This is a genomic window from Vibrio sp. 5S239, from assembly GCF_041439575.1.
Classification (GTDB): Bacteria; Pseudomonadota; Gammaproteobacteria; order Enterobacterales; family Vibrionaceae; genus Vibrio; species Vibrio kanaloae.
On the sequence record NZ_JBGOOM010000006.1, the window covers coordinates 96,219 to 122,686 of the forward strand.

The 26,468-nt window shown below is 45.7% G+C and carries 27 protein-coding genes and 1 riboswitch; of the genes, 15 read left to right on the forward strand and 12 right to left on the reverse strand.

Annotated elements, in window-relative coordinates; translation table 11 throughout:
* Nucleotides 1-36 precede the first annotated feature (36 nt).
* The gene (locus ACED48_RS07015) at nucleotides 37-996 is read right to left on the reverse strand and encodes an ornithine cyclodeaminase family protein (RefSeq protein WP_017055623.1); all 960 of its coding nucleotides are present in this window, start codon (nucleotides 994-996) and stop codon (nucleotides 37-39) included.
* Nucleotides 997-1,164: 168 nt separating this feature from the next.
* Here ACED48_RS07015 and ACED48_RS07020 point away from each other — a divergent pair, with 168 nt between their 5' ends.
* Entirely contained in the window at nucleotides 1,165-1,947 is a 783-nt protein-coding gene (locus ACED48_RS07020) for an AraC family transcriptional regulator (RefSeq protein ID WP_017055624.1), read from the forward strand.
* A gap of 33 nt (nucleotides 1,948-1,980) precedes the next feature.
* Here ACED48_RS07020 and greB read toward each other — a convergent pair whose 3' ends face one another.
* Nucleotides 1,981-2,451: a transcription elongation factor GreB gene (gene greB / locus ACED48_RS07025; RefSeq protein ID WP_017055625.1), complete on the reverse strand. Its 471-nt coding sequence runs from the start codon at nucleotides 2,449-2,451 to the stop codon at nucleotides 1,981-1,983.
* A gap of 170 nt (nucleotides 2,452-2,621) precedes the next feature.
* On the opposite strand from greB, the gene ompR reads away from it, so the two are divergent.
* Nucleotides 2,622-3,341 (forward strand): two-component system response regulator OmpR, encoded by a 720-nt coding sequence (ompR, locus tag ACED48_RS07030; protein WP_017055626.1) that lies wholly within the window; start codon nucleotides 2,622-2,624, stop codon nucleotides 3,339-3,341.
* 328 nt (nucleotides 3,342-3,669) lie between these two features.
* A complete protein-coding gene (gene envZ, locus ACED48_RS07035) occupies nucleotides 3,670-4,971 on the forward strand; it encodes a two-component system sensor histidine kinase EnvZ (protein ID WP_017055627.1) in 1,302 nt (433 codons plus the stop codon).
* A 76-nt stretch (nucleotides 4,972-5,047) separates the two neighbouring features.
* Here envZ and recG read toward each other — a convergent pair whose 3' ends face one another.
* The 4 genes from recG to gmk form a co-directional block, all read right to left on the reverse strand.
* Nucleotides 5,048-7,126: an ATP-dependent DNA helicase RecG gene (recG, locus tag ACED48_RS07040; RefSeq protein WP_017055628.1), complete on the reverse strand. Its 2,079-nt coding sequence runs from the start codon at nucleotides 7,124-7,126 to the stop codon at nucleotides 5,048-5,050.
* A gap of 243 nt (nucleotides 7,127-7,369) precedes the next feature.
* Nucleotides 7,370-9,496, reverse strand: a complete 2,127-nt coding sequence (gene spoT, locus ACED48_RS07045; RefSeq protein WP_017055629.1) for a bifunctional GTP diphosphokinase/guanosine-3',5'-bis pyrophosphate 3'-pyrophosphohydrolase — start codon at nucleotides 9,494-9,496, stop codon at nucleotides 7,370-7,372.
* A 67-nt stretch (nucleotides 9,497-9,563) separates the two neighbouring features.
* On the reverse strand, nucleotides 9,564-9,836 hold the full coding sequence (rpoZ, locus tag ACED48_RS07050) for a DNA-directed RNA polymerase subunit omega (protein WP_017055630.1): 273 nt from the start codon (nucleotides 9,834-9,836) through the stop codon (nucleotides 9,564-9,566).
* A 116-nt stretch (nucleotides 9,837-9,952) separates the two neighbouring features.
* Complete coding sequence (gene gmk, locus ACED48_RS07055) at nucleotides 9,953-10,576, reverse strand: guanylate kinase (RefSeq protein WP_017055631.1); 624 nt, start codon at nucleotides 10,574-10,576, stop codon at nucleotides 9,953-9,955.
* Nucleotides 10,577-10,900: 324 nt separating this feature from the next.
* A riboswitch (purine riboswitch) is annotated at nucleotides 10,901-11,000 on the forward strand.
* A gap of 58 nt (nucleotides 11,001-11,058) precedes the next feature.
* Here gmk and ACED48_RS07060 point away from each other — a divergent pair.
* The 3 genes from ACED48_RS07060 to ACED48_RS07070 all read left to right on the forward strand — a co-directional run bounded on the left by ACED48_RS07060 (nucleotide 11,059) and on the right by ACED48_RS07070 (nucleotide 13,535).
* Nucleotides 11,059-12,429 carry an NCS2 family permease gene (locus ACED48_RS07060; RefSeq protein WP_017055632.1) on the forward strand — a complete coding sequence of 457 codons (1,371 nt, stop codon included), beginning with the start codon at nucleotides 11,059-11,061 and terminating at the stop codon, nucleotides 12,427-12,429.
* 155 nt (nucleotides 12,430-12,584) lie between these two features.
* Nucleotides 12,585-13,010: a phosphate-starvation-inducible protein PsiE gene (locus ACED48_RS07065; protein ID WP_029626884.1), complete on the forward strand. Its 426-nt coding sequence runs from the start codon at nucleotides 12,585-12,587 to the stop codon at nucleotides 13,008-13,010.
* A gap of 312 nt (nucleotides 13,011-13,322) precedes the next feature.
* The gene (locus tag ACED48_RS07070) at nucleotides 13,323-13,535 is read left to right on the forward strand and encodes a cold-shock protein (protein ID WP_017055634.1); all 213 of its coding nucleotides are present in this window, start codon (nucleotides 13,323-13,325) and stop codon (nucleotides 13,533-13,535) included.
* Nucleotides 13,536-13,855: 320 nt separating this feature from the next.
* Here the strand turns inward: ACED48_RS07070 and ACED48_RS07075 are convergent, their stop codons facing one another.
* Nucleotides 13,856-14,722, reverse strand: coding sequence for a YicC/YloC family endoribonuclease (locus ACED48_RS07075; protein WP_017055635.1), 867 nt, complete (start codon nucleotides 14,720-14,722; stop codon nucleotides 13,856-13,858).
* A 332-nt stretch (nucleotides 14,723-15,054) separates the two neighbouring features.
* Between ACED48_RS07075 and rph the strand changes: the two genes are divergently transcribed.
* Both rph and pyrE read left to right on the forward strand, forming a co-directional pair.
* Nucleotides 15,055-15,771 carry a ribonuclease PH gene (gene rph / locus ACED48_RS07080; protein ID WP_017055636.1) on the forward strand — a complete coding sequence of 239 codons (717 nt, stop codon included), beginning with the start codon at nucleotides 15,055-15,057 and terminating at the stop codon, nucleotides 15,769-15,771.
* 232 nt (nucleotides 15,772-16,003) lie between these two features.
* Complete coding sequence (gene pyrE, locus ACED48_RS07085; protein ID WP_017059267.1) at nucleotides 16,004-16,645, forward strand: orotate phosphoribosyltransferase; 642 nt, start codon at nucleotides 16,004-16,006, stop codon at nucleotides 16,643-16,645.
* 77 nt (nucleotides 16,646-16,722) lie between these two features.
* Here pyrE and lpxL read toward each other — a convergent pair whose 3' ends face one another.
* The 3 genes from lpxL to coaBC form a co-directional block, all read right to left on the reverse strand.
* A complete protein-coding gene (gene lpxL, locus ACED48_RS07090; RefSeq protein ID WP_017055638.1) occupies nucleotides 16,723-17,703 on the reverse strand; it encodes an LpxL/LpxP family Kdo(2)-lipid IV(A) lauroyl/palmitoleoyl acyltransferase in 981 nt (326 codons plus the stop codon).
* Between the two features lie 39 nt (nucleotides 17,704-17,742).
* On the reverse strand, nucleotides 17,743-18,333 hold the full coding sequence (gene slmA / locus ACED48_RS07095; RefSeq protein WP_017055639.1) for a nucleoid occlusion factor SlmA: 591 nt from the start codon (nucleotides 18,331-18,333) through the stop codon (nucleotides 17,743-17,745).
* Between the two features lie 138 nt (nucleotides 18,334-18,471).
* Nucleotides 18,472-19,713 (reverse strand): bifunctional phosphopantothenoylcysteine decarboxylase/phosphopantothenate--cysteine ligase CoaBC, encoded by a 1,242-nt coding sequence (gene coaBC / locus ACED48_RS07100; RefSeq protein WP_017055640.1) that lies wholly within the window; start codon nucleotides 19,711-19,713, stop codon nucleotides 18,472-18,474.
* Between the two features lie 225 nt (nucleotides 19,714-19,938).
* Between coaBC and radC the strand changes: the two genes are divergently transcribed.
* From radC to ACED48_RS07130, 6 genes are all read left to right on the forward strand, one after another.
* Nucleotides 19,939-20,613 carry a DNA repair protein RadC gene (gene radC / locus ACED48_RS07105; protein WP_029626885.1) on the forward strand — a complete coding sequence of 225 codons (675 nt, stop codon included), beginning with the start codon at nucleotides 19,939-19,941 and terminating at the stop codon, nucleotides 20,611-20,613.
* A gap of 291 nt (nucleotides 20,614-20,904) precedes the next feature.
* Nucleotides 20,905-21,141: a 50S ribosomal protein L28 gene (gene rpmB / locus ACED48_RS07110; RefSeq protein WP_004728407.1), complete on the forward strand. Its 237-nt coding sequence runs from the start codon at nucleotides 20,905-20,907 to the stop codon at nucleotides 21,139-21,141.
* A gap of 13 nt (nucleotides 21,142-21,154) precedes the next feature.
* Nucleotides 21,155-21,322: a 50S ribosomal protein L33 gene (gene rpmG / locus ACED48_RS07115; RefSeq protein ID WP_002535344.1), complete on the forward strand. Its 168-nt coding sequence runs from the start codon at nucleotides 21,155-21,157 to the stop codon at nucleotides 21,320-21,322.
* A 206-nt stretch (nucleotides 21,323-21,528) separates the two neighbouring features.
* The gene (locus ACED48_RS07120) at nucleotides 21,529-22,089 is read left to right on the forward strand and encodes a hypothetical protein (protein ID WP_084026674.1); all 561 of its coding nucleotides are present in this window, start codon (nucleotides 21,529-21,531) and stop codon (nucleotides 22,087-22,089) included.
* Nucleotides 22,090-22,092: 3 nt separating this feature from the next.
* Nucleotides 22,093-22,902 (forward strand): bifunctional DNA-formamidopyrimidine glycosylase/DNA-(apurinic or apyrimidinic site) lyase, encoded by an 810-nt coding sequence (mutM, locus tag ACED48_RS07125; RefSeq protein WP_017055643.1) that lies wholly within the window; start codon nucleotides 22,093-22,095, stop codon nucleotides 22,900-22,902.
* A gap of 91 nt (nucleotides 22,903-22,993) precedes the next feature.
* Nucleotides 22,994-23,998 carry an NAD-dependent epimerase gene (locus ACED48_RS07130; RefSeq protein ID WP_017055644.1) on the forward strand — a complete coding sequence of 335 codons (1,005 nt, stop codon included), beginning with the start codon at nucleotides 22,994-22,996 and terminating at the stop codon, nucleotides 23,996-23,998.
* 64 nt (nucleotides 23,999-24,062) lie between these two features.
* Here the strand turns inward: ACED48_RS07130 and coaD are convergent, their stop codons facing one another.
* Together coaD and ACED48_RS07140 are read right to left on the reverse strand one after the other, a co-directional pair.
* A complete protein-coding gene (gene coaD / locus ACED48_RS07135; RefSeq protein ID WP_017055645.1) occupies nucleotides 24,063-24,545 on the reverse strand; it encodes a pantetheine-phosphate adenylyltransferase in 483 nt (160 codons plus the stop codon).
* Complete coding sequence (locus ACED48_RS07140) at nucleotides 24,542-25,648, reverse strand: glycosyltransferase family 9 protein (protein WP_017055646.1); 1,107 nt, start codon at nucleotides 25,646-25,648, stop codon at nucleotides 24,542-24,544. The genes coaD and ACED48_RS07140 overlap by 4 nt, the downstream gene beginning before the upstream one ends.
* Before the next feature lie 95 nt (nucleotides 25,649-25,743).
* Here ACED48_RS07140 and ACED48_RS07145 point away from each other — a divergent pair, with 95 nt between their 5' ends.
* Entirely contained in the window at nucleotides 25,744-26,460 is a 717-nt protein-coding gene (locus ACED48_RS07145; RefSeq protein WP_017055647.1) for a 3-deoxy-D-manno-octulosonic acid kinase, read from the forward strand.
* Nucleotides 26,461-26,468: the final 8 nt, after the last annotated feature.

The following is a 26,468-nucleotide window of genomic DNA, read 5'->3' on the forward strand; positions in this document are numbered from 1 at the left end:
AATAAAAGGCCAAGTACACGTCGGCCTTATTACTATTTAAACGCTCTGTACTGACTGGTAAGCCAGAATCGCGCCAGCAAGATCTTCACGAGAATCACCGACCGATTTGAAAAGAGTGATTGCGGCTTCAGGATCGTCAAGGCCTGCACGCCCTGCATGTTGACCGCTACACAAGGTTGAGAAATCGGCTAAGATACTCTCTTCGGTAATCGCGCCATCACGGATAGGCATGATTAACTCACCCGTCTCAACCAGTGCTGCTGCTTTCACATCCACAAAAACATTGGCTCGTTTTAGCGCTTCATTGTTGGTTTCACGCATCGTAGGGGTAAAGCTTCCTACTAAGTCTAAATGCGCACCGGGTTTAAGCCACTCACCTTTAATGATTGGGGCCGTTGAAAGCGTTGCACAACTAATCAGATCTGCGTCTCTTGCTACCGCTTCCAGTTGATCATTTGGGCAGGCAACAGCGTCCACTCCCTCATCGCGTAACTCTGTTGCTAATTGCTCAGCAGCGGACTGGTTAATATCCCACACATGAACGGTCTTGATTGGACGTACACTCATATGGGCTGGGACTAAGCGTCGTGCCACTCTTCCAGCTCCAACCATCAGCATTTTGCTCGCCGTTTCACGTGATAGATAATGAGAAGCTAATGCTGAAGCGGCCGCGGTTCTGCGTGCCGTTAGTTCGTTCCCATCAATCTGAGCTAACATTTTTCCAGTTTTACCACAGCTAAGTAGATAATGGCTGCTGAGCCCTGGTTGATTACGAGCAGAGTTGCCCGGAAATACATTGACCTGTTTCACTCCCAAATACTCACCTTCAATCCATGCCGGCATTAATAGCAAAGTCGCGCTAGGATCTTGCGGTACATTCATGGTGTGGTGATGACGAATCGGTGCCGTTACATCGCGAGTGAAAATATCCTTTAGCGCGTCGACTAAAGGTAGCCACGGTAGTGCGTTGTGAACCTGTTGTTGGTTAAGTTGCATGTCATTCTTCCTTCCCTGTTAATATATTGTTATGTTATCTGTTAAAAGAGATGAACATTTGCCTGAGACTCTGTGGTATTTAACTCAGACTCCGAAAGTGAAAGATTTTGGGGAAGGAAGTACTACAGTGGGAAAACTAAGCACGCAGATAAACGTAGGAAAGACACGGTGAATCAAACTCAGATCAGACGAAATGTTATTGCTAGACGCCAGGGTCAGCACCTACACAGCTATGCTCAAGTTCTGCTAGGTTGGCGAGGTACTATGGCGTGTGAGTTTGAACGTGAAAGTGGGCAAATAGGTCACGGTACGGTGGCGGTCATCCCCAATAATGCACCGCATTTTTATAATGGCCTAAGTGAAGACAGCGAGTTATTGGTCATTGACTTAGCGCCTGCCGACCCTTACATCCAAGCTCTAGAGCAAGCGTGTAATTTATCATTACAGGAATCGATATTTCAGCAGCCTTACTTTTTAGATTTAGGAGCCGAAAGCCAGATATTATTGGACTTTGCCGCTCAGAAAGTTCGGCAAGATACGATGTCACCACAGATAAACTGCCAGTTAGTGTCGTTGTTTTTAACGCAATTAGGCCAAATGTCGGCATCATCTACCACGCCTTCACCTCACCGACGTTTAGAAACGAGTCACTTAAATGCTTACATCGACCAACACATTGCGACTGCGTTAACGAATGCTCAGCTTGCTCATGCAATGCATTTGAGTGAGAGCCACTTTTACTGTTTATGCCAAAAACAGTTTGGGGTAACACCACAAAAATATGTTATGCAGCGACGCATGCAAAAAGCACAGCTTTTACTTCGCAACAGCAACATGCCAATGACCGAACTCGCGGCCGAGGTTGGCTTTTCGCAGCTATCGAGCTTTTCTCGTGCCTACAAACGCAGCTTTCAACATTCGCCTAGCGACACACGCCGAAAGCCACGCTAATAATAAATCGATAGGTCACGCTTATTCGGTTTATTAATAGTGAATCGAGTTAATGAACCACTCTTTGTCGCCTTCCGGTGTGGTTACCGTAAACTCATCATCCACTTCTTTCTTGAGCAGAGCTCTCGCCATTGGCGAGTCGATAGAGATATAACCTTTAGCATCGCCGTAGATCTCTTCGGGACCGACAATACGAAACTTCTTAATGTCCCCATCTTCATTCTCAATTTCGACCCAAGCACCGAAAAATACCTTACCTTCTTGCTGCGGAGAGTAATCCACGATAGTGACATCAGGTAGGAATTTGCGTAAGAAACGCACTCGACGATCAATCTGACGAAGCAAACGCTTATTGAACGTGTAATCTGCGTTTTCCGATCGATCTCCAAGGCTTGCAGCCCAAGTGACTATTTTTGTGATTTCTGGACGTTTTTCGTGCCATAAATGGTCATGTTCTGCTTTGAGCTTGTTATAACCTTCTCGGGTGATAAGTTTGGTTTTCATAAATCGGACTTAATGAAATGATGTTCTAAGATAGAATATATAGAAAGGCAACATACGTTAACAATTCTTTAGGCGACTTTTTCTCCAAGAATGTTACATTTTTAATGTCTTATACAATTTACCAAAAATGCTTAACCTACGGTTTGAGCTTTAATAGGTGGAACCATTACATGCAAGAAAACTACAAAATTTTAGTGGTCGATGACGATGCTCGCTTACGTGCATTGTTGGAACGCTATCTGTCTGAGCAGGGCTTTCAAGTGCGTAGCGTGGCAAACAGTGAGCAGATGGACCGCCTGTTAACCCGTGAAAATTTTCACTTGATGGTATTGGATTTAATGATGCCGGGCGAAGATGGCCTCTCGATCTGTCGTCGTCTACGCAACGCAAATAACTCACTGCCTATTTTAATGCTGACAGCAAAGGGTGATGAGGTCGATCGTATTGTGGGTTTGGAAGTGGGGGCCGATGACTACCTGCCGAAACCATTTAACCCGCGTGAGCTTTTGGCTCGCATTAAAGCGGTAATGCGCCGTCAAGTGATTGAAGCGCCGGGCGCACCAAGCTCGGAAGAGTCTGTGGTTGAATTTGGTGAGTTCCGCCTGAACCTAGGTACGCGTGAAATGTTCCGCGGTGATGAGCCAATGCCACTGACTTCTGGTGAGTTTGCAGTGTTGAAGTCACTGGTGACCAACGCTCGTGAGCCAATGTCTCGCGATAAGCTAATGAACATGGCACGTGGCCGTGAATATGCCGCGATGGAACGTTCTATTGATGTTCAGATTTCACGTTTGCGCCGCCTTGTTGAAGAAGACCCAAGTAAACCCCGTTATATCCAAACCGTGTGGGGCCTAGGTTATGTCTTCGTTCCAGAGGGTAAAGCGGTGTAATCTCGCTGTATAAGATCAAAAGCGGCTTTACCGGTTCTGTGATTCAGAGTTTATTATTTACGGGCCACCTCATTGATATGTGGTGGCCCGTTTTCTATTCAGCACAATGAGAGATACCAATCGTAGTAAATAACTGCTCACCCTAGCTTGTTAAAACGCTCGATAACTTCGTTAGAAATTTTGATTGTAGAATAACTACTTATCAAAAATTGCTGCCTTGTTCTCAAGCCTTTTTCCGGCGCTATTTATGATCATTTACTTACTGTGATTGGTATTACAGCTATAGTTCCCACTATATCCCTTTATCACCTCTAACTTTAGGCCTTCTATGCGTATACGTAGCTCCTTTACTCAGTCGATAGTGCTCTTGTTAACTTTGCTGGTTGCCAGCCAAGTTTTTTCTTACTACGCCGTATTTAACTATGCTTTGATGCCGAGTTTGCAGCAGTTTAATAAGATCTTGGCTCATGAGTTAAACCTAGTGTTGGATCAAGACAGTGACATGGATATCGAGATTGATGCACCGCTACGTCAGCGTGTGCTTGAACAGCTAGGAGTCACCGTTCATGCCAAGGACAGCGGAGCGGCGGATGAGTATTACCATGCGGTGGCGATTGATCTGATGAGCGAGGAGATGACCAAAGAACTCGGCTCTGAGACGGAAGTGCGGCTGATGTTAGGCAAAGAGAGTTACGTGTTGTGGATGGACATTGCGCAGCTACCTAATTCTTTGATTCGTATTCCGCTATCGGAGTTGCAAGAGGAAGACTTTGCCCCTCTTTTTCGTAATAGCTTGATCATGGCTATGTTAATTGTCGCGGGTGGTTGGTTGTTTATTCGATTACAAAACCGACCATTAATTACCTTGGAGAAAGCGGCGCAAGGTGTCGGGCGAGGTGAGATTCCCCCACCATTGCCAGTTCAAGGTGCACAAGAGATTCGTTCCGTCACTCGAGCCTTTAATCAAATGTCGAAAGGTATTCAAGAGTTGGAAGAAGATCGAGCGCTGCTGATGGCAGGTATCAGCCATGACTTACGTACTCCATTAACGCGAATCCGATTAGCGACTGAGATGATGTCGCCAGAAGATGGCTATTTAGCGGAAGGGATCATCAGTGATACCGAAGAGTGTAATGAGATCATCAGCCAGTTTATGGATTACCTAAAGCCTGTTGATCGAGATTCATTCCAAGCGGTGTTTGTCGATGATATTGCTCGAGAAGTTTCTAGCTCTGAGGGTGGGTACGAGGTACAGATTGAAACTGATATTTCAGAATCAATGAAACCCGCCTTAGGGAACCCGATTGAAATGAAGCGTGCGGTGAGCAACTTGGTGGTCAACGCGCTGCGTTATGGTAATGGTTGGGTCAAAGTATCAACGGGAATGACAGCCGACAATAAGCTTGCTTGGGTAACGGTGGAGGATAATGGTCCGGGTATTCCGCAAGACCAAGTCGGTAAGCTGTTTGAACCGTTCACGCGCGGTGATACGGCGCGTGGTAGTGAAGGTACAGGCTTAGGCTTGGCTATTGTCAAACGTATTGTCAGCCAGCACCAAGGCGCAGTGGTGGTTAACAATCGTAGTGAAGGTGGTTTGAAAGCGCAGATCAGTTTCCCTGTAAAACCTTAGAGTTGAACGGACTAGTACGAAAAAGGCTTCCTTGAGGGAAGCCTTTTGACGTTTTGGATTAAAGTTGCTTTGTTCATTAAGCCTTAGAATACACATCACGCTCGCCCAACCAACGGTTGATGATCGCCTTGGCATTCTCCGGGTAGCTATCGTGAATATGACGCGCAATACGCTGCACTTCAGGAATCAGTCGCTGGTCTCGTACCAAGTCAGCAATCTTGAAGTCGGCTAAGCCCGTCTGTTTGGTACCAAGCAGTTCACCGGGGCCTCGAATCTCTAAGTCACGCTGCGCAATCACAAAACCATCGTTACTTTCACGAAGCACACCTAAGCGCTTCTGAGCAGTTTTAGACAGTGGTGAGTGGTACAGCAATACACAGTGGCTCGCGACCGAACCTCGGCCGACACGGCCACGAAGCTGGTGGAGTTGTGCTAGGCCAAGACGCTCTGGGTTCTCGATGATCATTAAGCTCGAATTTGGCACATCTACACCCACTTCAATCACGGTTGTCGCAACCAATAGGTGCAGTTTGTTCTCTTTGAACTCCTGCATCACTGCTTGCTTCTCGGCTGGCTTCATCCGTCCATGCACCAAACCAATTTTTACGTCTGGCAGTTTGCGTTGCAGCTCTTCTGCAGTATCAGCCGCGGCTTGCGCTTCTAGGACTTCCGATTCATCAATCAGCGTACACACCCAATAGGCCTGCTTGCCCTCATTGAGACACGCATGACGTACGCGTTCGACAATATCATCCCGTTTGGTGTCAGGAATCGCCACGGTTTGAATCGGTGTTCGACCCGGTGGCAATTCATCAATAATCGAAGTTTCGAGATCGGCATACGCTGTCATGGCTAACGTTCTTGGAATCGGGGTGGCGGTCATCACCAATTGATGTGGGTAATAACCTTGTTTTGCGCCTTTCTCACGCAGTTCTAATCGCTGGTGGACACCAAATCGGTGTTGCTCATCAATGATCACCAAGCCAAGGTTTTTGAACTCGACATGCTCTTGGAATAGCGCATGAGTACCAACCACCATTTGCGCTTCGCCACTGGCAATGCGCGCTAGCTCGGTTTCACGGGCTTTGCCTTTTAGTTTGCCAGCCAGCCAGCCGACTTGAATGCCCATCGCTTCAAACCAGTTGGCGAAGTTGATCGCGTGCTGTTCTGCCAAGAGTTCGGTGGGTGCCATCAGCGCCACTTGTTGGCCATGCTCTAATGCTCGAACCGCAGCCAGTGCAGCAACCAAGGTTTTACCTGAGCCAACATCACCCTGTACTAAGCGCATCATAGGGTGCGGTTTTTCAAGGTCAGCTTCGATCTCTTTGGTGACTCGTGCTTGAGCATTGGTTGGCGAAAACGGTAGCTGAGCTAATAGCTTGTCTTTGAGTGTATGTACTGGAGGAAAGGGCATCGCTTTGTCTTGCTGCCCTTTACTGCGAACCGATAGCATCGATAGGTTTTGAGCCAGTAGCTCTTCCATAATTAGGCGCAGCTGAGCAGGGTGCTTACCTTCATCAAACTGCTCTAGGTCAATCCCTGGAGGTGGTCTGTGAATGGTGTGCAGTGCTTGGGCGAGGGTAATTTGGTGATCGTATAAACCGGAAGGCAAAAGTTCATTCACCGCGGCCTTGTCGATCAGCTCTAACGCTTGGTCAGTCAGATTGCGCAGTGTGACTTGTCTCAGTCCTTCGGTGGTTGGGTATACCGGAGTTAAGTTAGCTTCAACGTCAGGTTGCTGCCTTGGGGCAAAGAATTTGTAATCCGGGTGGACTATCTCCAGTCCCATATTGCCGCGCTTGATCTCACCATAAGCATGCACTTGTTTTCCTTCGGCAAAGTTATTTTTCATACCGGCAGTGAAGTTAAAAAAGCGCAGAGTAATCGTACCGTTGCCATCGCTGATCTTTACCGTCAGCATCTTACGTTTACCGAAAATAGTATCAACGTGCATCACCTTGCCTTGAACTGCCGCCCAAAGGCCAGCGTGCAGTTTTACGATGGGATAGATACGTGTTCTATCTTCATAGCGTAAAGGGAGGTGAAACAGCAGATCTTGTACGTTGTTAAGCCCAACCTTTTCCAGTTTCTCTGCGACTTTAGAGCCGACTCCAGATAAAGAGTTGAGAGGGATAGCAGATAAAAGCTGTGACATAACAAGGCTCATATACGTAAGAGAGATGATCTATTCAAGCATTTTACTGGATTTTTGTACAGGATAAAGCTTAGAAGCAGATACGGGATGCGAGTAAACGAGATTCGAGGGAATAAGAGCAGATACGGGGTGCGAGTTAATGGGATGCGAAGGGATTAAAACAGATGTGGAGCCAAGATGGTGAGTCACGAAGTTTTTTGCTCTTCGCATCTCGCCATCTCGAATCCCTCATCTTTATTTTGATCAGTTCTTACGACGTCTTACCTTCAGCGCGTGTGGCATCACACGTAGCTTCTTCATAATACTTGCCAGATGAACACGATCTTTAGTGGTCAGCAAGATTGTCACAGTGTACAAGCGTCCATCACGTTCTTCAGTTGAAATCGCGTGAATGTTAGATCCTGTTTTTGAGACAACATTCGTTAACTCAGCCAGCGCACCTTGGTGGTTCTGTAGATCAACCTTAAGTTCAGCGATGAACTCTTGATCATAATCATCAGACCATTCAACCGCCATGTATTTATCTGGTTCTTTCTGGTAACCACGAACGTTTGGACACGTTTCACGATGGACCACAAGACCACGGCCTGGAGAGACATGGGCGATGATGTGATCATCTGGAATCGGGTGACAACATTTAGCGAATGTCAGCAATAGACCTTCAGCCCCACGGATAGGTAATTTCTTCCTAGGTTTGTTGCTGTTGTTTTCCATTTCAGTCAGTTCGTCAGCATCACCGAGTAGACGGCGAGCAATCACGATACTCATCAACTCACCGAGACCAATTGATGTCAGTAAGTCTTCAATGTTGGTTAGACGAAGATCAGACAATACATGGTCAATATTCTCTTGGCCGATATCGGCAATAGAACGCTCGCCAAGTGCGTGATTAAGTAAACGACGACCTAGCGTAATCGACTCTTCGCGGCGCATCGTTTTTAGAACCTGACGGATCTTAGTACGAGCGCGTGAGGTCACTACGTAGTTGAGCCATGCTGCATTTGGGCGAGCGCCCGGAGCACTGATGATCTCAATCGTTTGACCATTCTTCAGCGACTTGCTGAGTGGATAAGGGTTCATGTCTACACGAGCCCCCACGCACATGTTGCCGACATCGGTATGGACCGCGTAAGCAAAATCGACCGCGGTTGCACCTGCAGGAAGTTCGACAATGCGACCTTTCGGCGTGAACACGAAGATCTCATCTGGGAACAGATCAGATTTAACGTTTTCAATAAACTCGAATGAGTTACCTGCGCTTTGTTGAAGCTCAAGTAAGCTCTGCATCCAACGTTGTGCTTTAACCTGTGCGGTTGTCCCGTTGCTGCTGCGCGAACCATTACCTTTGTAAGACCAGTGTGCAGCGACACCTTTGTCTGCCATTTGATCCATATCTTCAGTACGGATTTGAACTTCAACGGGCACCCCATGAGGGCCGATCATTGATGTATGCAGAGATTGGTAGCCGTTGGCTTTTGGTACCGCAATGTAATCTTTCATGCGGCCAGGGCGTGGTTTGTATAGGCTGTGAGCCTGACCAAGTGCGCGATAACAAGTATCTGGGGTATCAACTACGACGCGAAAAGCGTAAATATCCATAATGGTGTGGAAGCGCTGTTCTTTGGTTTTCATCTTGTTGTAGATAGAGAACAGATTTTTTTCGCGACCAAGTACACGCGCTGGTAAACCGACTTCTTCAAGACGGCCTTCAATTTCGTTATGGATACGTTGGATCATTTCCTTACGGTTACCACGTGCAGCTTTCACTACGTTTTTAAGTACACGATAACGGTTAGGGTAGAGGGCTTCGAAGCCCAACTCTTCCAGTTCGGTCTTGATGTTATGAATACCAAGACGATGAGCTAGCGGAGAATAGATCTCTAGGGTTTCACGGGCAATACGACGCTTTTTGTCAGGACGAAGAGCCCCAAGCGTGCGCATGTTGTGCGTGCGGTCAGCTAATTTGATCAAGATAACGCGGATGTCTTGCACCATAGCGAGAACCATCTTGCGAAAGTTCTCTGCTTGCGCTTCTTTGCGATCACGAAATTTAAGCTTATCCAGCTTAGATACACCATCAACCAATTCAGCAACGGTATTGCCGAATTGAGCTTCTAGCTCCTCTTTTGTAACTTCAGTATCTTCAATTACATCATGGAGTAGGGCGGCTTGCAGAGTTTCGATATCCAGACGCATTTCTGCCAGAATTCTTGAAACCGCTACAGGGTGGATAATGTATGGTTCACCCGTTGAACGGGTTTGCCCTTCATGGGCGTTTCTCGCTACCACATAAGATTGACGCAGAGCCTCAACTTGAGGCTCTGTTAGGTATTCTTGGGCAACGTCTTTGAGGCTATCGAATAGATACAAATTAAAGGCCCGGAAGGTTAATTAGTTCGAATGACGCTTTTAGCGGCTGTGAGCTAACGACTGCGAGCTAACGAGTGTGAGCGATGCTGCTTACTGCTGCAAGTTCAGCCGCTTCTTGCTCTTGTTGCTCTTGACGCTCACGAGCATCTAGTACGTCTTTAGTGATAAGGCTTTCTTCGATTTCGCGAAGGGCGATAACCGTTGGCTTATCGTTTTCTTCAGGCACTAGTGAATCTTTGCCGCCAGTTTGCATTTGACGTGCGCGGCGAGCCGCAATAAGAACTAGGTCGAAACGGTTGCCAACTTTTTCAACAGCGTCTTGAACAGTTACGCGTGCCATGAGGACTCCAAATAGTAATTAACTAATAAATTTTTAATGACGAGAAAGTATACAAGTTTAACTAGATACTTACTAGCTTACCGTATACTTATCTCAGTGGAAAATCTAGTTCTAGATTATTCCGCCAGTAGTGCTGTAAGCATGCCGCTGTATTTTGCTGCTTGCTTATCTTGTTTTAAACGTTCCGCACGAATGATAGCTCTGAAGTCCATTAGGGCTGCATCAAAGTCATCATTCACGATCACATAATCGTATTCTGCATAGTGAGAAATTTCTGATTTTGCTTCGCTCATGCGTTTCGCAATAACGTCGTTGCTGTCTTGACCGCGAACATTCAAACGACGCTCAAGTTCACCATTTGATGGTGGAAGAATGAAAACACTCTTTGCTTGAGGCATTTGTTTACGGATCTGACGAGCACCTTGCCAGTCGATATCTAGAAATACATCGATACCGCGGTCTAGGTTTTCTTCAATCCAAACGCGTGAAGTACCGTAGTAGTTGCCGAACACTTCAGCGTACTCTAGGAACTCACCTTTACCGATAAGGTCTTCGAAGTGATGTTTTTCTACAAAGTGGTAGTGAACACCATTCTCTTCACCAGGGCGCATACCGCGAGTGGTGTGTGAAACAGATACCTTCATTGCGTAGGTTGGATTGGTTTCTAGCATTGCTGAGATCAAGCTCGACTTACCTGCGCCACTAGGTGCAGATACGATGTAAAGAGTACCTTTGCCCATCTGTATATTTCCACTGTTGGTTGGATTAAGTGCAGGCGATAAACCGACACTATAAAAGATAGCACTGACCTTAATTGTTGTACCGATGATTGCATCTATAAAGGAATAGCGAGTGAAACCAATAGAGGCAACTGGTGAAAATTAGGTCAGAAAAATGGAGGCGAAGAGTAGCATATTTAGATGATTGAGAACAACTGGCTTGATCGTTATTTATTAGTGAATGATCCTTTGACTGAGTTTGGTATAAATGTAATGACCCTCGACGCTCATTTTTTTATGTGATCTAGGCAAAAAATGTTGATGTTTTAATCTCAATCCTTACAATCCGCGCAAACGATTAAATGCTGTATATGTCTAGTGATATGGACTAGATGTTTCTACTACCGAGCCTATCTTGGTGACTACAGTTTTTAGTGTAGAGACCTCTCTATTCTCACAGCATTTGAATCACCAAATTCTTAATTTATTGCAAAGGTTTTGTTGTGAGTACCGATTCCACCCTGAAAGCCCAGAACACCTCTGGCTCGCTTGATTCGATGTTTAAAATCACTGAAAGAAAAACCACGATTGGCACTGAACTGTACGCGGGTTTTATTACTTTCTTGGCGATGAGCTACATTCTTGCGGTTAACCCGGCCATTTTGGGGGGGATCCCAGGTATGGACAAAGGGGCGGTATTTACTGCAACGGCATTGGCTGCGGCTATCGCAACGCTCATCATGGGCATTTGGGGCAACTACCCAGTCATGCTTGCACCGGGTATGAGCATGAACGGCTTCTTCAAAGGTTTGCTATTAAGTGGTTCAGTTGCAGTGCTTTGGAATGAGGCGCTGTTCGGCATTTTCCTGTCAGGTATCTTGTACCTCGCGTTTTCGTTAACCAATATTCGTAAGTCGATGATTGAGTCGATTCCTGAAGACTTGAAGCTGGCGATTACTGTGTCTCTCGGCTTATTCATTGCATTCTTAGGCCTTAAGAATGCAGGCATCATCGTTTCTAACCCGTTCGTACTGGTTGGCTTAGGCGACATTTCCGATCCAAAAGTGGTCATCGCTTACGTGAGCATCTTCATCGCACTAGGATGTATGGTTCGTGACATTAAGCTAGCGACGTTCATCTCGTTCGTTTCTGCTATCGTATTGACCATTCTTGCTGACTTCTTCATGGGCACTTCAAACGCACCCATTCCAGATCAGTTTGTTGCTATGCCGCCAAGCATGGCGGGCAGCTTCGGTGCTATTTTTGATTTCTCTGCTTTCACGCCTGAGAAAATGTTCGATCTCTTGTTCATCGTCCTTATCTTCCTGATTGTCGATTTCTTTGATGGCTTGAGCACAATTGTGGGCGTTGGCCGTGATGCGGGTATCATCGACAAAGATGGCAAGGTGCCAAACGCGAAGTCAGCGTTGGTTGCTGATGCCGGCGGTACGGTGATTGGTTCGATTCTTGGTACGACATCAATTACCGCTTTCTCTGAGTCTGGCATTGCTTCTTCTCAAGGTGCAAAAACGGGATTAGCGGCAGTGATGGTGGCTGGCCTGTTCTTAATCTCGCTCTTCCTATACCCAATCTTCTCTATCTTCTCGGCAGCAATGGTTGCGCCAGCGATGGTCGTGGTCGGTATTTATATGGTGGGCCGTCTTGGCCAGATTAATTGGGAAAAGAAAGAGTCACGCATTGCAGCCTTCTTCACCATCATGTTCACAGTGCTAAGCTTCTCACCTGCGAACGGTATGGCGATGGGCTTCATCAGCTACGCATTCACTATGGTTGTCGCGGGTAAGCGTAAAGAAGTACACCCGCTTATCTACGGACTGTGTGTGGTGTTCTTAACTTACCTAATCCTGCTATAAGCTTAATAGCGAAGTAACGTTTGTTAAGTAACAGTCGTTAAGTAAAAAACCAATAGATGGCTCTGCAGTGAATGTGGGACCATTTTTGTATTCGTCGCTTCTCTAGAGTGCATGCTAATGTAGAGGTTGGATTAATTATTTTTTGAAGAGTGACTATGTCTTCTCATTTACCTAAATCTTTTAGTAAACCGTTTTTAAAAGTGTTCCACATTATGGAAGCGGTCTTGCTGGTGGCGATCACACTGGCGACCTTGTTTGCGATGGTTGAAGAGTTCATGCACGTTTTTTCTGAGCGGCGAGTGCAACTGACCGATATTCTTCTGATGTTTATTTACTTGGAAGTGTTGGCGATGGTTCAGCAGTTTGTGATGAACGGTAAGATCCCAGTCCGATACCCAATCTACATTGCGATGATGGCGATTGCTCGTTACATCACCTTAGGTATGAAGGAGCTCGATGCAGTATTGATCGTTTGGTTGTCTTTAGCGGCCTTTACCCTGGCAGCTGCCACATTACTGATTCGAGTCGGACATCACTATTGGCCCTATGTAGACCTTCGAACTAAGCAACTTGATGAGTAGGGGTTGGTTTTCTTTCGACTCAGCGCGTAGCACAAGAACCCCAGTTCGCTGGGGCTCAATAGATGCAAATTGAACGAAAAATAAATTTTATTGAAATAACGCTTTACAACTCAGCTCAGATAACTAATAATCACCTCGCTCTGTTTTCAGAGTTATTAAATGAAACATCCAGTTGTAAAGAAAAACCCTCAGTATTGCTTCGTTGTTATCCTCAGTGTTTCCCTTAGCTTCATAGATACATTAAATAATTCAAGCTTTCAGCGCATCGCACTTTTGGCGATTAATTTTTTATTTTTATATAAGGGACACAACATGTCTAACAAAACAAACGGCGTAGTAAAATGGTTTAACGAAGAGAAAGGTTTCGGTTTCCTAACTCAAGACAACGGCGGCGCTGACGTATTCGTTCACTTCCGTGCTATCGCTTCTGAAGGTTTCAAGACTCTTAAAGAAGGCCAACAAGTGTCTTTCGAAGTAGAGCAAGGCCAAAAAGGTCTTCAAGCTGCAAACGTTGTAGCTGTATAAGATTTTAAGTCGACGCAGGTTGTATACAACCTGCGTCACTTTCCTGCTTTACCTTCTGCTTTAATTTCTATCTCCTGCTTCAAGTCTTCATCTCTCTCTGAAATATCTTTAATACCTTTTTACTTTCATTACCCCCATTACTTCTTTACACCCTTATCGTAATCCACAATCTATACTTCGTTCTAAGCTAATTTTCCGGCTCACTTTCTGATCTTCGATTTTTCTTGCTGTGCATCATTGTATTTATAAAAAAAAGCCCCTAAATTTAGGAGCTTATCTTTAAGTTAATCAACACTGATTCAGCTTGTTCTTACAAACTGTTATTCAATATTCTGGATCTGCTCACGCATCTGTTCGATAAGAACTTTAAGCTCTACGCCTGATGCTGTGATGTCTGTGCTGATAGACTTAGATGCTAGCGTGTTTGACTCACGGTTGAACTCTTGCATCATGAAGTCCAGTTTACGGCCACAAGCGCCACCTTTCTTCAGTACTGCGTTTGCTTCTTTGACATGAGAATCTAGACGGTCTAGCTCTTCGGCTACGTCTGACTTCTGCGCTAGCAGGATAAGCTCTTGCTCAACACGAGAACCTTCAAGCTCAATTTTCGCTTCTTCAAACTTGTTAAGTAGACGCTCACGTTGCCATTCTAAAATCTCAGGCATACGTGCACGAACTTTCACGACTTCTTCAGTGATTGCATCTAAGCGCTGTACGATGAGCGCCTTCATGTTCTCACCTTCGCGAGCACGAGCATCAATGAACTCTGCGATTGCTTCGTTGAATGCTTCTAGCAGGTCTTTGTTGATGGCATCCATGTCTTGCTCAGGTGTTTCCATCACGCCAGGCCAGTTCATCACTTGGAATGGGTTCAAACGGCTGTCTTCGCCAGTCATCGTCATTACTTGGTTCGCAGCATTGATTACTTGCTGAGCCAAACCTTCGTTAATGCTTAGCTCGCCCTTTGCTGCAGGGTTTGCCTCAAAGCGTAGGTTACATTCAACCTTACCGCGTGCAAGACGCTTACGGAAACGCTCACGCAAGATTGGCTCTAAACCACGGAACTGTTCAGGCATACGGAAGTAAGTTTCTAGGTAGCGTTGGTTTACACTACGGATTTCCCATACTGCGCTGCCCCAATCGCCTTTTACTTCTTTGCGTGCGTACGCGGTCATACTATAAATCATCGAATTTTCCTGTCTTTTATCATTCTGAAAATAACGCGCACGCATAGTATCACGATACGGGTTGCACCCGAAGCCGGAGCTTTTCACGTAGTTATCCTTTCAGTCTCATTCTTTCTTTCATGTTCGTTTCCTTTTCGCAGTAGTTCCCCTTTCACGGTAAACCTCCTGTTACGAAAAATAGCTTTCGATGATAAATCGCTTTGAACGGTAAATAGATTTGAAAGGTAAACTGCTATATAATCTTGCCCCAATCAAAACTGTCTCACCCCTTTCTCAGGTGATGCACTCTTTCGATAGTAAATCACTTCAGACTGTTAATAAGGTAGATACCAATGCGTCCAAATGACCGCGCTGCAGATCAAATTCGTCCAATTAAAATTACTCGTAACTACACAGCTTATGCTGAGGGTTCTGTATTAGTTGAGTTCGGCAACACTAAAGTTCTATGTAATGCAACGGTAGAAGAAAACGTGCCGCGTTGGTTAAAAGGCCAAGGAAAGGGTTGGGTAACCGCTGAATACGGTATGCTGCCACGTGCAACACACACTCGTAACCGTCGTGAAGCGGCGAGCGGTAAGCAAGGTGGTCGTACGATGGAAATCCAACGTCTGATCGCTCGTAGCCTGCGTGCAGTTGTTGATCTAAAAGCAATGGGTGAAATCATGATCACTGTCGATTGTGATGTTATCCAAGCCGATGGTGGCACACGTACTGCGTCTATCTCTGGTGCAAGCGTAGCGATGGCTGACGCAATCAAGAGCCTATTAGACAGCGGCAAACTGAAAAAGAACCCAATGAAAGGCCACGTAGCGGCAGTTTCAGTGGGCATCGTTGGTGCACAAGCACTGTGTGACCTTGAGTACGTTGAAGACTCAGCAGCTGATACCGACATGAACGTTGTAATGACCGAAGACGGTAAGATGATTGAGATTCAAGGCACAGCAGAAGGCGAACCGTTCAGCCACGAAGAGCTGATGCAGCTTTTAGCCCTGGCGAATAAGGGCATTGCTGACATTGTTGAAGCGCAAAAAGCTGCGTTGGCCGACTAATCATTTTTAATAGCTCCCAAATGGGGGCTATTTTTTTATTTTCATCATAGATAACTCTACACCTGTGTTAGCTACAATTTTTCACCCTAATCACATAGGTTCCCTATGCTCATAGGGCTGAAAAATCTTGCTGCCTTGTTGTAGAGCTATCTATTTAGAAAATACATCATCGTTAGCTTTCGAAGTGATCGGAAGTTAGGAATTGGAAAGTAAATTAATTTAGAGGATGAGCATGAAAGCATATCAACGTGAATTTATTGAATTTGCACTAGAGAAAGAAGTACTTAAGTTTGGTGAGTTTACTTTAAAGTCTGGCCGTAAGAGCCCTTACTTCTTCAATGCTGGATTGTTTAATACAGGCCGTGACCTAGCACGCTTAGGTCGCTTCTACGCAGCGGCATTGGCTGATTCTGGCATTGAATTCGATGTGCTATTTGGCCCTGCATACAAGGGTATTCCAATTGCAACGACAACAGCGGTTGCATTGGCAGATCACCACGATGTAGACACGCCTTACTGCTTTAACCGTAAAGAAGCGAAAAACCACGGCGAAGGTGGCAATCTAGTAGGTAGCGCACTTGAAGGTCGCATCATGCTAGTGGACGACGTGATCACTGCAGGTACTGCGATTCGTGAGTCGATGGAAATCATCCAAGCAAACGGCGCTGATTTAGCGGGCGTGCTTGTTGCTATCGACCGTCAAGAGAAGGGCAAAGGCGAGCTGTCTGCGATTCAAGAAGTTGAGCGTGACTTCGGTTGTGCAATCATCTCAATCGTTAGCCTGACTGACTTGGTGACTTTCCTTGAAGAGAAAGGCACAGACGCCGCACACCTAGAGTCAGTAAAAGCGTACCGCGCTCAATACGGCATCTAATACTACTCGTAATTAGACTATAGAATGCACAAGGGGCTGATGATTCATCAGCCCCTTTTCTTTTGGTTCAGTATTAATTATTTATAACGAATACCGCGCTCCACTTCTGGATCTTCCATTGTTTTGAAGCGCTTGTGTAGCCACATCCATTGCTCTGGAGCACGTAAGATAATCTTCTCAAGGTAGCGGTTCATGTAAGCTGCCGCTGCTTTCTCATCTTTCTGTGGGTAGTTATCTTCGATTGATTCATCGGCCATGATTTCATACTTGCCATCGGCATTTCTAAAACCTGAACCCGGAACAATTGCGCATCGGCTGGTGTAAGCCAGAATGCTAGTCCCTGTGGTAGTACACGCATCTTCTACCGCGAAGAAAGGCACAAACACAGCTTTGTTACGGCCGTAATCATGATCTGGCAGATAGAAAAGGATCTCACCCTGACGCAGAATTCGAATCATACGTTTCACATCTTTACGGTGAATCAAGCGATTGCCGTTCTGAGTACGACCTCGGTATTGAATGAACTCATAAGCTGGATTGTTGTGCGGGCGGTAAACACCTAAACCAGAAATGCCAAGTACCGCCATTGCTCGCGCAGTGATCTCTAGATTTAAGGCATGAACGCAGCATAGAAGAACCCCTTTACCGTTGGCTTTGTGAGTACGCAGCATTTGGGTGTCTTTGTCCACTAGGATGCGCTTGAAACGCCATGTTGGCCAAAACCACGTAATACCGGTTTCGATTAGCGCCATACCAGTATTCTTAAAGTTCTCACTGACCATTGTCGCGACTTCATCAGCTGGCTTGTCTGGGAAGGCGAGTTCCAAGTTACGGGTTGCTACCGCGACGCGCTTCTTGCCAAAACGAGCACCAAGAGAACCCAATAAACGACCTAGAAGTAATAACATACGGTAAGGGAGAACATTAACGATAAGCGCTAATAGCCCAAAACCGAACCAAACGCCCCAGTATTTAGGGTGGAGTAACGCCAGAGTAAAAGGTGGCTTAGTAATAACGTGTTGTGCAGTGCTGTTTGTCGGAGAAGTTTTCGTCGTCATAACCATCACTTAAGATTTGATTGCTACTTAATTTAATTGCTACTTAATTTGAGCGCTTAGCAGAGCCCAATAAGCATCAAAGTTTTCTGTCGGTTGATATTTGAAATCTGAGCGAACAAATCGATTCAAGCTACCTTCAACTTGACCTAGCAGCTGAGCGGCTAAGATTTTCTCATCAACCGGGAATGATTTCCCTTCACGAAGCTTTCTTTCACGCAGGATCTGGCGAAGTTGCGTCTCAATGCGTTCGAAAAGTTGGTTGATGCGATCACGCAGGCGTTCATTTTCAAACATTAGAGCATGGCCAGACAAAATTCGAGTCAGGCCTGGGTTACGTTCTGAGAAAGCTAAAATAAGTTGTAGCACCAGGCGTATGCGCTCTAGCGTGTCTTTCTCTTCATCCAGAATGCGGTTGATTCGAGACATCAACGCTTCTTCAATGAACTCGATCAGGCCTTCAAACATGCGGGCTTTGCTTGGGAAGTGGCGGTATAACGCAGCTTCAGAAACACCCACTTGCTTGGCCAACTTTACCGTTGTGATACGAGAAGCACCTTCGGTCGATTCCAACATTTGTGCGAGAGCTTGTAGGATTTCTTCACGACGGTTTGATTTTCGAGCACCAGCCATCTATTTACTTCCTTCCTAAAGATGAGGATTGAGTGAAGAAGGATTATAAACACCATTCAATTCTGTTTCCTAGTTTTGTGAGCCCTAGGTCAACAGAATCGAGAGGTGTCAGCAGATTGTCAGAGCAAATTTGTGCGTTTATGCATCAATAAGCTGTTGGATCTGATCGAGGATCTGGAAACCAAGTGTGTCTTTGCTTTCCAGTGGCAGAGATTTATCGCCGCCTTTCCAATAAAGGTGCAGCTCATTGCTACTGCTATTAAAGCCTTGCCCTTCGACTGAGACGTCGTTGGCGCAGATCATGTCGAGATTCTTTCTTTCCAGTTTACCGCGCGCGTATTTCTCAACATCTTGAGTTTCAGCTGCGAAGCCTACGGTAAAGGGGCGACCTTCGGTCATTGAAGCGACAGAAGCAACGATATCTGGGTTCTTCACCATTTGAATGGTCATGTCGTCTTTACCGTCGACCTTTTTAAGCTTTTGGTCTGCAATGGTCTCAGGGCGGTAATCGGCAACCGCTGCGCAGCTGATGAAAATATCGTGTTGAGAAGCTGTTGCTGTAACCGCATCAAACATCTGTTGAGCGCTGTCGACATCAATACGAGTCACTTGGCTTGGTGTCGCGAGTGATACAGGGCCGCTGACTAGAGTGACTGTTGCGCCTTGTTTAACGGCTGCTTCAGCCAGTGCATAGCCCATCTTGCCTGAGCTGTGGTTGGTAATGTAACGCACAGGGTCAATCGCTTCACGAGTCGGACCTGCAGTAATAAGCACAGAACGGCCAGTAAGCGGCTTAGGTTGGAAGAAGTCTTCACAGCGATGTACTAGCTGCATTGGCTCTAACATACGACCCATACCGACATCACCACACGCTTGCTCGCCAGCCGCAGGCCCCCAGATTTCACAACCACGACGTTTTAGTGTCGCGATGTTCTCTTGAGTCGCAGGATGGCTGTACATTTGCTGGTTCATGGCCGGAGAGACCGCAACTGGTGCATCGGTTGCTAAAACCAAAGTGGTCAGCAAGTCGTTACCCATGCCAGCTGTCATGCGCGCAATAAGGTCGGCGGTTGCTGGTGCTAGTAATACCAAGTCAGCCCACTTTGCGAGCTCGATGTGCCCCATGGAAGCTTCCGCCGCAGGATCAAGCAAACTATCAGACACTGGCCTTCCAGAGACGGCTTGCATGGTGAGGGGAGTAATGAACTCCTTGGCCGCATTTGTCATCACGACTTGTACCTGTGCTCCACGTTCAATTAAGCGACGAGTCAGTTCGGCACATTTATAAGCAGCGATACCACCACTAATACCAAGTAGGATTTTTTTACCTGCTAGGCCTTGTTGGTCTGCGTTACTCAGTTGATTAACCAATGTTTGCATGATTCTGTTCCTTAATTTTTCTGCGACTTACGATATCAGAACAAAGGATGAGTGCCTAGAAGCAGAGTTCGAACAGAGTTGACGCGCATCAAGTTGGTGTTATCAAACTTATCAATTACATGGTTTTACAAGCGACTCGACCCCCTTCTACTGCATTGAAGGATCTCATTGAGCAAGGCCGTTAATCTGATGGACTGTATTTATGACCAACGAAATAGCCTTTATATGCCTATCAGTAATATTCCTGCCGAATCGATGCCGAGAGAAAAACTACTAAATAGAGGGCCGGATTCTTTGAGTGATGCCGAATTGCTCGCGATATTTCTTCGTACAGGTACACAGGGAATGAACGTACTAGAGTTAGCCGATAAGTTGATCAAAGACTTTGGCTCGCTACGGCAACTGTTTTCTGCAACGGAAACGGAATTCTGTGCCCATAAAGGGCTGGGGCAAGCGAAATATGTTCAATTGCAGGCTGTGTTAGAGATGACGCAACGTTATTTAGCAGAGACGTTATCTCGTGGAGATGCACTCACTAGCCCTAGTCATACTAAGCTTTATCTTTCGAGCATGCTGCGCGATCGCCAGCGAGAAGCCTTCTATATATTGTTCCTCGATAACCAAAATAGGGTAATAAAGGACGAGGTGATGTTTGAAGGAACCATCGATGCTGCATCGGTTTACCCTCGGGAAGTGGTTAAACGGTCTCTTCACCATAATGCAGCGGCATTAATCCTAGCGCACAACCATCCTTCTGGTGTCGCGGAGCCAAGCCAAGCAGATAGGCGAATTACACGCAGATTAACCGACGCATTGGCGCTGGTGGACATCCGAGTTCTCGACCATTTTGTCGTTGGAGATGGCGAAGTTGTCTCTTTTGCAGAGCGTGGATGGATTTGAATCACATTTTAGGTTGTTAGTTGCGTTAAATCTGCTATTATTCCGCCCACATTTTTAGACCTAAAATCAGCTCTGATTACTCAAGCAAGCTGCGCTGCACAAAAAAAGATCACGAAATCCGTAAAAAGGATCTGTTCGGGTCTTGAGCAATGCGTGTCAAGTTAGTATAATGCGCGACCTTTGATAGCCTTGTATGGATTTTCCATAACGGTTTTTACCTTCTATTTTAATTGATAGAGAGGTTCGGCCACCAAGGTTGATATCGAGCTGAAACGATTGGAGAAGACATTCATGTCCCGAGTATGCCAAGTAACTGGTAAGCGTCCAGTAACGGGTAACAACCGTTCACACGCACGCAATGCTACTAAGCGCCGTTTTCTGCCGAACCTACAAACTCATCGTTTCTGGGTAGAGAGCGAAAAACGTTTTGTTAAACTACGTCTAACTGCTAAAGGCATGCGTATTATTGATAAGAAAGGCATCGATGCTGTTCTTGTTGATATCCGTGCACGTGGCGAAAACGTTTAAGAGGAATTAAGCAATGGCTAAAGGCATTCGTGAGAAAATTCGTCTAGTATCTTCTGCAGGTACTGGTCACTTCTACACAACTGATAAGAACAAACGTAACATGCCAGGCAAATTTGAGATCAAAAAGTTTGATCCAGTAGTTCGCCAACACGTTATGTACAAAGAAGCGAAAATCAAGTAATTGATGCTTTTTTTGCTCTTCTCCAGTAGAAGAAAAAGTTAAAAAACCCAGCTTAATCGCTGGGTTTTTTTATATCTGAAATTAGGCATTATCAATTCTCCCCCTTTAATCGATAAGCAAACAACGCACAGAAAGTCGTGTGCATAGAAAGTGTTGCTCGTTTCACGATATACTGATTGCTCAATAGATTAGATGAGCAGAATCAGATGAGATATCGTGGACGCCGGTGGAACAACATACTCATGTTAAGCGTGATCGCTTTTATTGGGGTGTTAAACCTTCCAACACTGATCAAAGCGTACCTTATCGAGCCTGAGCCTCAGGTTGAGAGCCCTTACCCTTATCTCCTAAATCCAGCAGCAGAGCTTCAAGCGTTACACTTTGCTAAGTGGTCTGTCGTTCAACAAGACAATCAATGGGTTTACCAGTTCAAAGATGCAGACTTCCCTCAAACTATCAATGCACAAGAGTTGTCACAGCGTTGGAAAGAGCTTGTGGGTACGGAAGTCGACTCACAGACTTATACAGACCTTACGCCTCGGTTAAATACACCACATACCATCGAAGTATGGTATCAAGACCAAGAAGAGCCCCAGCGTATTACCTATTATCAATTGCCAGAGTTCTGGTTGTTAAAAAACTGGAATGATCAGTGGCTGGCGGTGTCTATTGAAGAGAGCTACCTGTTTCCAAGCCTTAGCTCAGAACATTCATTGAAATCAGACAAGCTATCTATATCAGACAAACCACCTAAATCGGACGACTAAATTATGCCTGAATTACCCGAAGTTGAAGTGAGCCGTATGGGGATCTCGCCTCATTTAGTTGGTGAGACAATAAAAACGATGACTTTTCGGACACCTAAATTACGTTGGGATATCCCACTTGATTTAAAACAGTTGGAAGGTGAAAAAATACTCGCCATCTCTCGTCGAGCTAAGTATCTGATCATTGAAACTAAGGTTGGTAGTGCCATTGTTCATTTGGGGATGTCTGGCTCACTGCGCGTATTAGATGCCGATTTCCCGGCAGCCAAACACGATCACGTGGATCTTAAGCTCACTAACGGCAAGGTACTGCGTTATAACGACCCACGCCGCTTTGGTGCTTGGCTATGGTCGGCGCCTGATGAAGTCCATCCTGTGTTACTGGGGTCTGGCCCCGAGCCGTTAACAGACGACTTCAATGCCGAATACATAGCTGAGAAGGCTGAGAAACGTAAAGTCGCCGTGAAGCAATTCATCATGGACAATAAAGTGGTGGTGGGGGTCGGTAATATTTACGCCAACGAAGCACTATTTTCTTCACGAATTCACCCTTTGCGACCGGCGAATAAAGTGACAAAAGAAGAGTGGGTATTGCTAACGAAAGAGATCAAACAAGTGCTCGCCACCGCTATCAAACAAGGCGGGACCACTTTAAAGGATTTTGCACAAGCTGATGGCAAGCCTGGATACTTTGCTCAAGAGCTACAGGTTTATGGTAAAGCGAAAGAGGAATGCCCTAATTGTGAGGCTCTGATTCAAGAGTTAAAAATAGGGCAGAGAAACACGTTCTTCTGTGAACAGTGCCAAGTATAAAAAAACTGAACTTATGTTCACTTTTTTACGCTAGTAGATAGGCAGGCTAGTAGCTACAATTACACTAATGATATGAATTGAGAATAGTAGAATGAAATATTTAGTAACTGGCGTTGCCGGTTTTATCGGCTCTGCAGTGTCAGAGCGACTATGCGCAGCAGGCCATGAAGTTGTCGGTATTGATAACTTGAATGACTACTACGAAGTCTCACTGAAGCATGACCGTCTGAAACGTATCGAGCATGAAAACCTGACCTTTATCGAGCTGGATCTTGCTGATAGAGAGGGCATGGCGAAGCTGTTTGCTGAGCAAAAATTTGACCGTGTGATTCATTTAGCAGCGCAAGCGGGTGTTCGTTACTCAATTGATAACCCAATGGCGTATGCCGATAGCAACCTTGTCGGTCACTTAGCTATTCTTGAAGGCTGTCGCCATAATAAGGTTGAACACCTCGTTTATGCTTCATCGAGCTCCGTTTATGGCTTGAATCAAAAAATGCCATTCCATACAGCAGACAGTGTTGATCACCCGATCTCACTATACGCCGCGACCAAGAAATCGAATGAGTTGATGGCACATACCTATTCTCATTTATACGACGTACCGACGACCGGTCTACGTTTCTTCACTGTTTACGGCCCTTGGAGTCGCCCTGATATGGCGATGTTCAAGTTTGCGAACTTAATTGTAGCGGGCAAAGAGATCGACATTTACAACAATGGCGACATGATGCGTGATTTCACTTATATCGATGATATTGTTGAAGGTATTATTCGTGTGCAAGACCGTATTCCAGCCAAGCAACCAGATTGGACGGTTGAGCAAGGCTCACCAGCAACCAGTTCTGCTCCGTATCGTGTATTTAATATCGGTCATGGCAGCCCGGTTAAATTAATGGACTACATCGAAGCATTAGAAAGCGCTCTAGGTATTGAAGCGAAAAAGAACTTCATGCCAATGCAGCCTGGTGATGTGTATGCGACTTATGCAGATACTGAAGATTTGTTTGAAGCGGTTAGTTACAAACCTCAAGTTAAGATCCAAGAAGGCGCAAAAGCGTTCGCGGATTGGTATAAAGCCTATTACTCATTGTAATAATCGATGGTTTCGAACTAAAAATAGCGCTCAATGAGCGCTATTTTCGGTTTTGAACACAGGGTTATTTCACTGTTTTTCGTTTGATTTCGTCTGCGACTTTTTGTGGTACAAACTGGCTAATATCACCGCCATGAATCGCGACTTCACGGACAATCGTTGAAGAGAGGAAGGCATATTCTTCAGAAGGGGTAAGGAACACGCTTTCAAGCCCTGGCAGTAACTTGCGGTACATACTGGTGAGACCAAATTCGTATTCAAAATCCATGGTTGTTCTGAGGCCACGTACCAACACGTTCGCTTGCTGTTGTTTAGCAAAATCGACCAGTAACCCCGAAAACCCTTCAACAGAGACATTCGGGATATGAGCCACGGCATCACGCAGTAGCTCTACTCGTTCATCTAACTCAAACATGGTCTTTTTACTTGGGCTCTCAGCTACCCCAACGGTGATATGGTCAAACATGCTAGCGGCACGAACGATAATATCAAGGTGACCATTGGTGACGGGATCAAACGTTCCAGGGTAGATGACGTGTGTGCTCATATTAGCGTTCCTTGCTTAATGTTCTGTTTGGAATTCAGAACGTTGTCTGAATATCGTGTCGGGCGAGAAGTGAGTGCTTTATCGAGTCGCTGCTTGACCATATCGACGGAGATGTCTTTCATCAGGTCATCGCCCTTGGCACGAGTTCCCCATGGAAGTTCTTGCACGGGTTTGCCTTGTTGTTCTTCTACATGCTGTTGATACACACTTGCCACGATATCGAGATCGTTGTAAGGGCCAGTTCTACGAGGATCACTGTGTGCGTACAAGCCAATTACCGGTGTTGACTGTGTGGTTGCCAAGTGGGCAGGCCCAGTATCAGGTGCCAACACAACCGTTGCATGTTTCAGTACAGCAGTCAGTTGCTTTAAGTTCGTCTTGCCAATCAAGTTAGTGACAGGCGACGGGCATAATTTTTCGATGTCTTTACCTAGGTTAACTTCTCTTGGCGCCGGAGAACCACATAACACCACTTGCATGCCTTGTTCGACAGCATAATCAGCAATAGCAGCGTATCGCTCTGTTAGCCAGTTGCGCGAGTCTTTGCTGGCAGCAGGCGAGATAACCAGTGTAGGTTGGTTGGCTATGGTGCTGATTGCTAGCTCTTCATCTTTTGGCGTTAATGGAATAGTCCATTGAGGTTTATCGAAAGGCACACCAATGTAGCGCGCAAATTCGGCAAAGTTATCTAACACATGAAATTTTTCTGAGATAGGAAGTTGGCGATTGGTGAACAGTGATTGACCTTCACGAGTACGGTTTTTACCAAAGCCCACTTTATACCTTGCTTTGATCCCCCAAGATAGCACGCTGGCTCTCAGTGCCGCTTGCATGTGCAGCAGTGCGTCAAATTTACGATCAGAGAGCTGTCGCCATAATTCACGCATTCCTTTGAAGCCTTGTTTTTTATCGAAAACAATCACCTCAATACCCGGAAGATCGCCGATTAGCATGGCTTCGATTTTCCCCGTGATCCAGGTGATTTTAGTTTCAGGCCACTGCTTCTGAATGGCTTGAACCACAGAAATAGCATGACAAACATCGCCAATAGCGGAAAGACGAAGTATGCAAAGAGATTGAGGTGCAGTTGAGAACAGTGACATAAAGTGCCCGAAAAAGTGAATAACATCAGAATTATGCAGATACTCGCATTAGTTGTAAAATAGCAATGACGAAAAGCGACCCAAAGGCCTCATAGATGGAAACAATTAGCACCAACAACCAAACAATTTGGTATGACCCTGAACTTTTGGCTCAGGTACCAGAGGGCGATATCGATCAGATCTTTGAGGCTGAATATTGGCAGCAACAAGACGCCATTTCAGGCAGTGCTCAAGGACGAGGTACCACATGGTTCATTCAGCTTGATGGTATACAGGCCGCATTGCGCCATTATCGCCGTGGCGGATTGTTTGGGAAGCTAGTCGAAGATCAATATCGTTTCTCTGATTGGGAAAGCACGCGCTGTGCAATGGAGCTCAACGTTCTCAATGTCTTGGCCAATGCAGGTGTTAATGTACCGAAGCCCATTGCTGCTAGAGCCATTAAAAGCGGGCTGCTTTATCGAGCGGACTTAATGTCTGAACGAATTCCCAATGCCAAAGATCTGGTTGATATCTTGGTTGCTCATCCGATAGATGCGAATATTTACCGTAAAATTGGCCAAGAGATAAGAAAAATGCACGATACAGGGGTCAATCATACCGATCTCAACATTCATAATATCCTGCTTGATGATTCGCAAACGGTGTGGATTATTGATTTTGATAAGTGTCGCCAGCAAGCAGGTGATGACTGGAAAGAAAGTAACCTGAATCGCTTGAAGCGCTCGTTCCTAAAAGAAGTGAACAAGCGCCAGATTCAATGGCAAGAGTCCGATTGGATGCATTTGCTTAAGGGTTATCGAAGCGAATAATAAAAAGC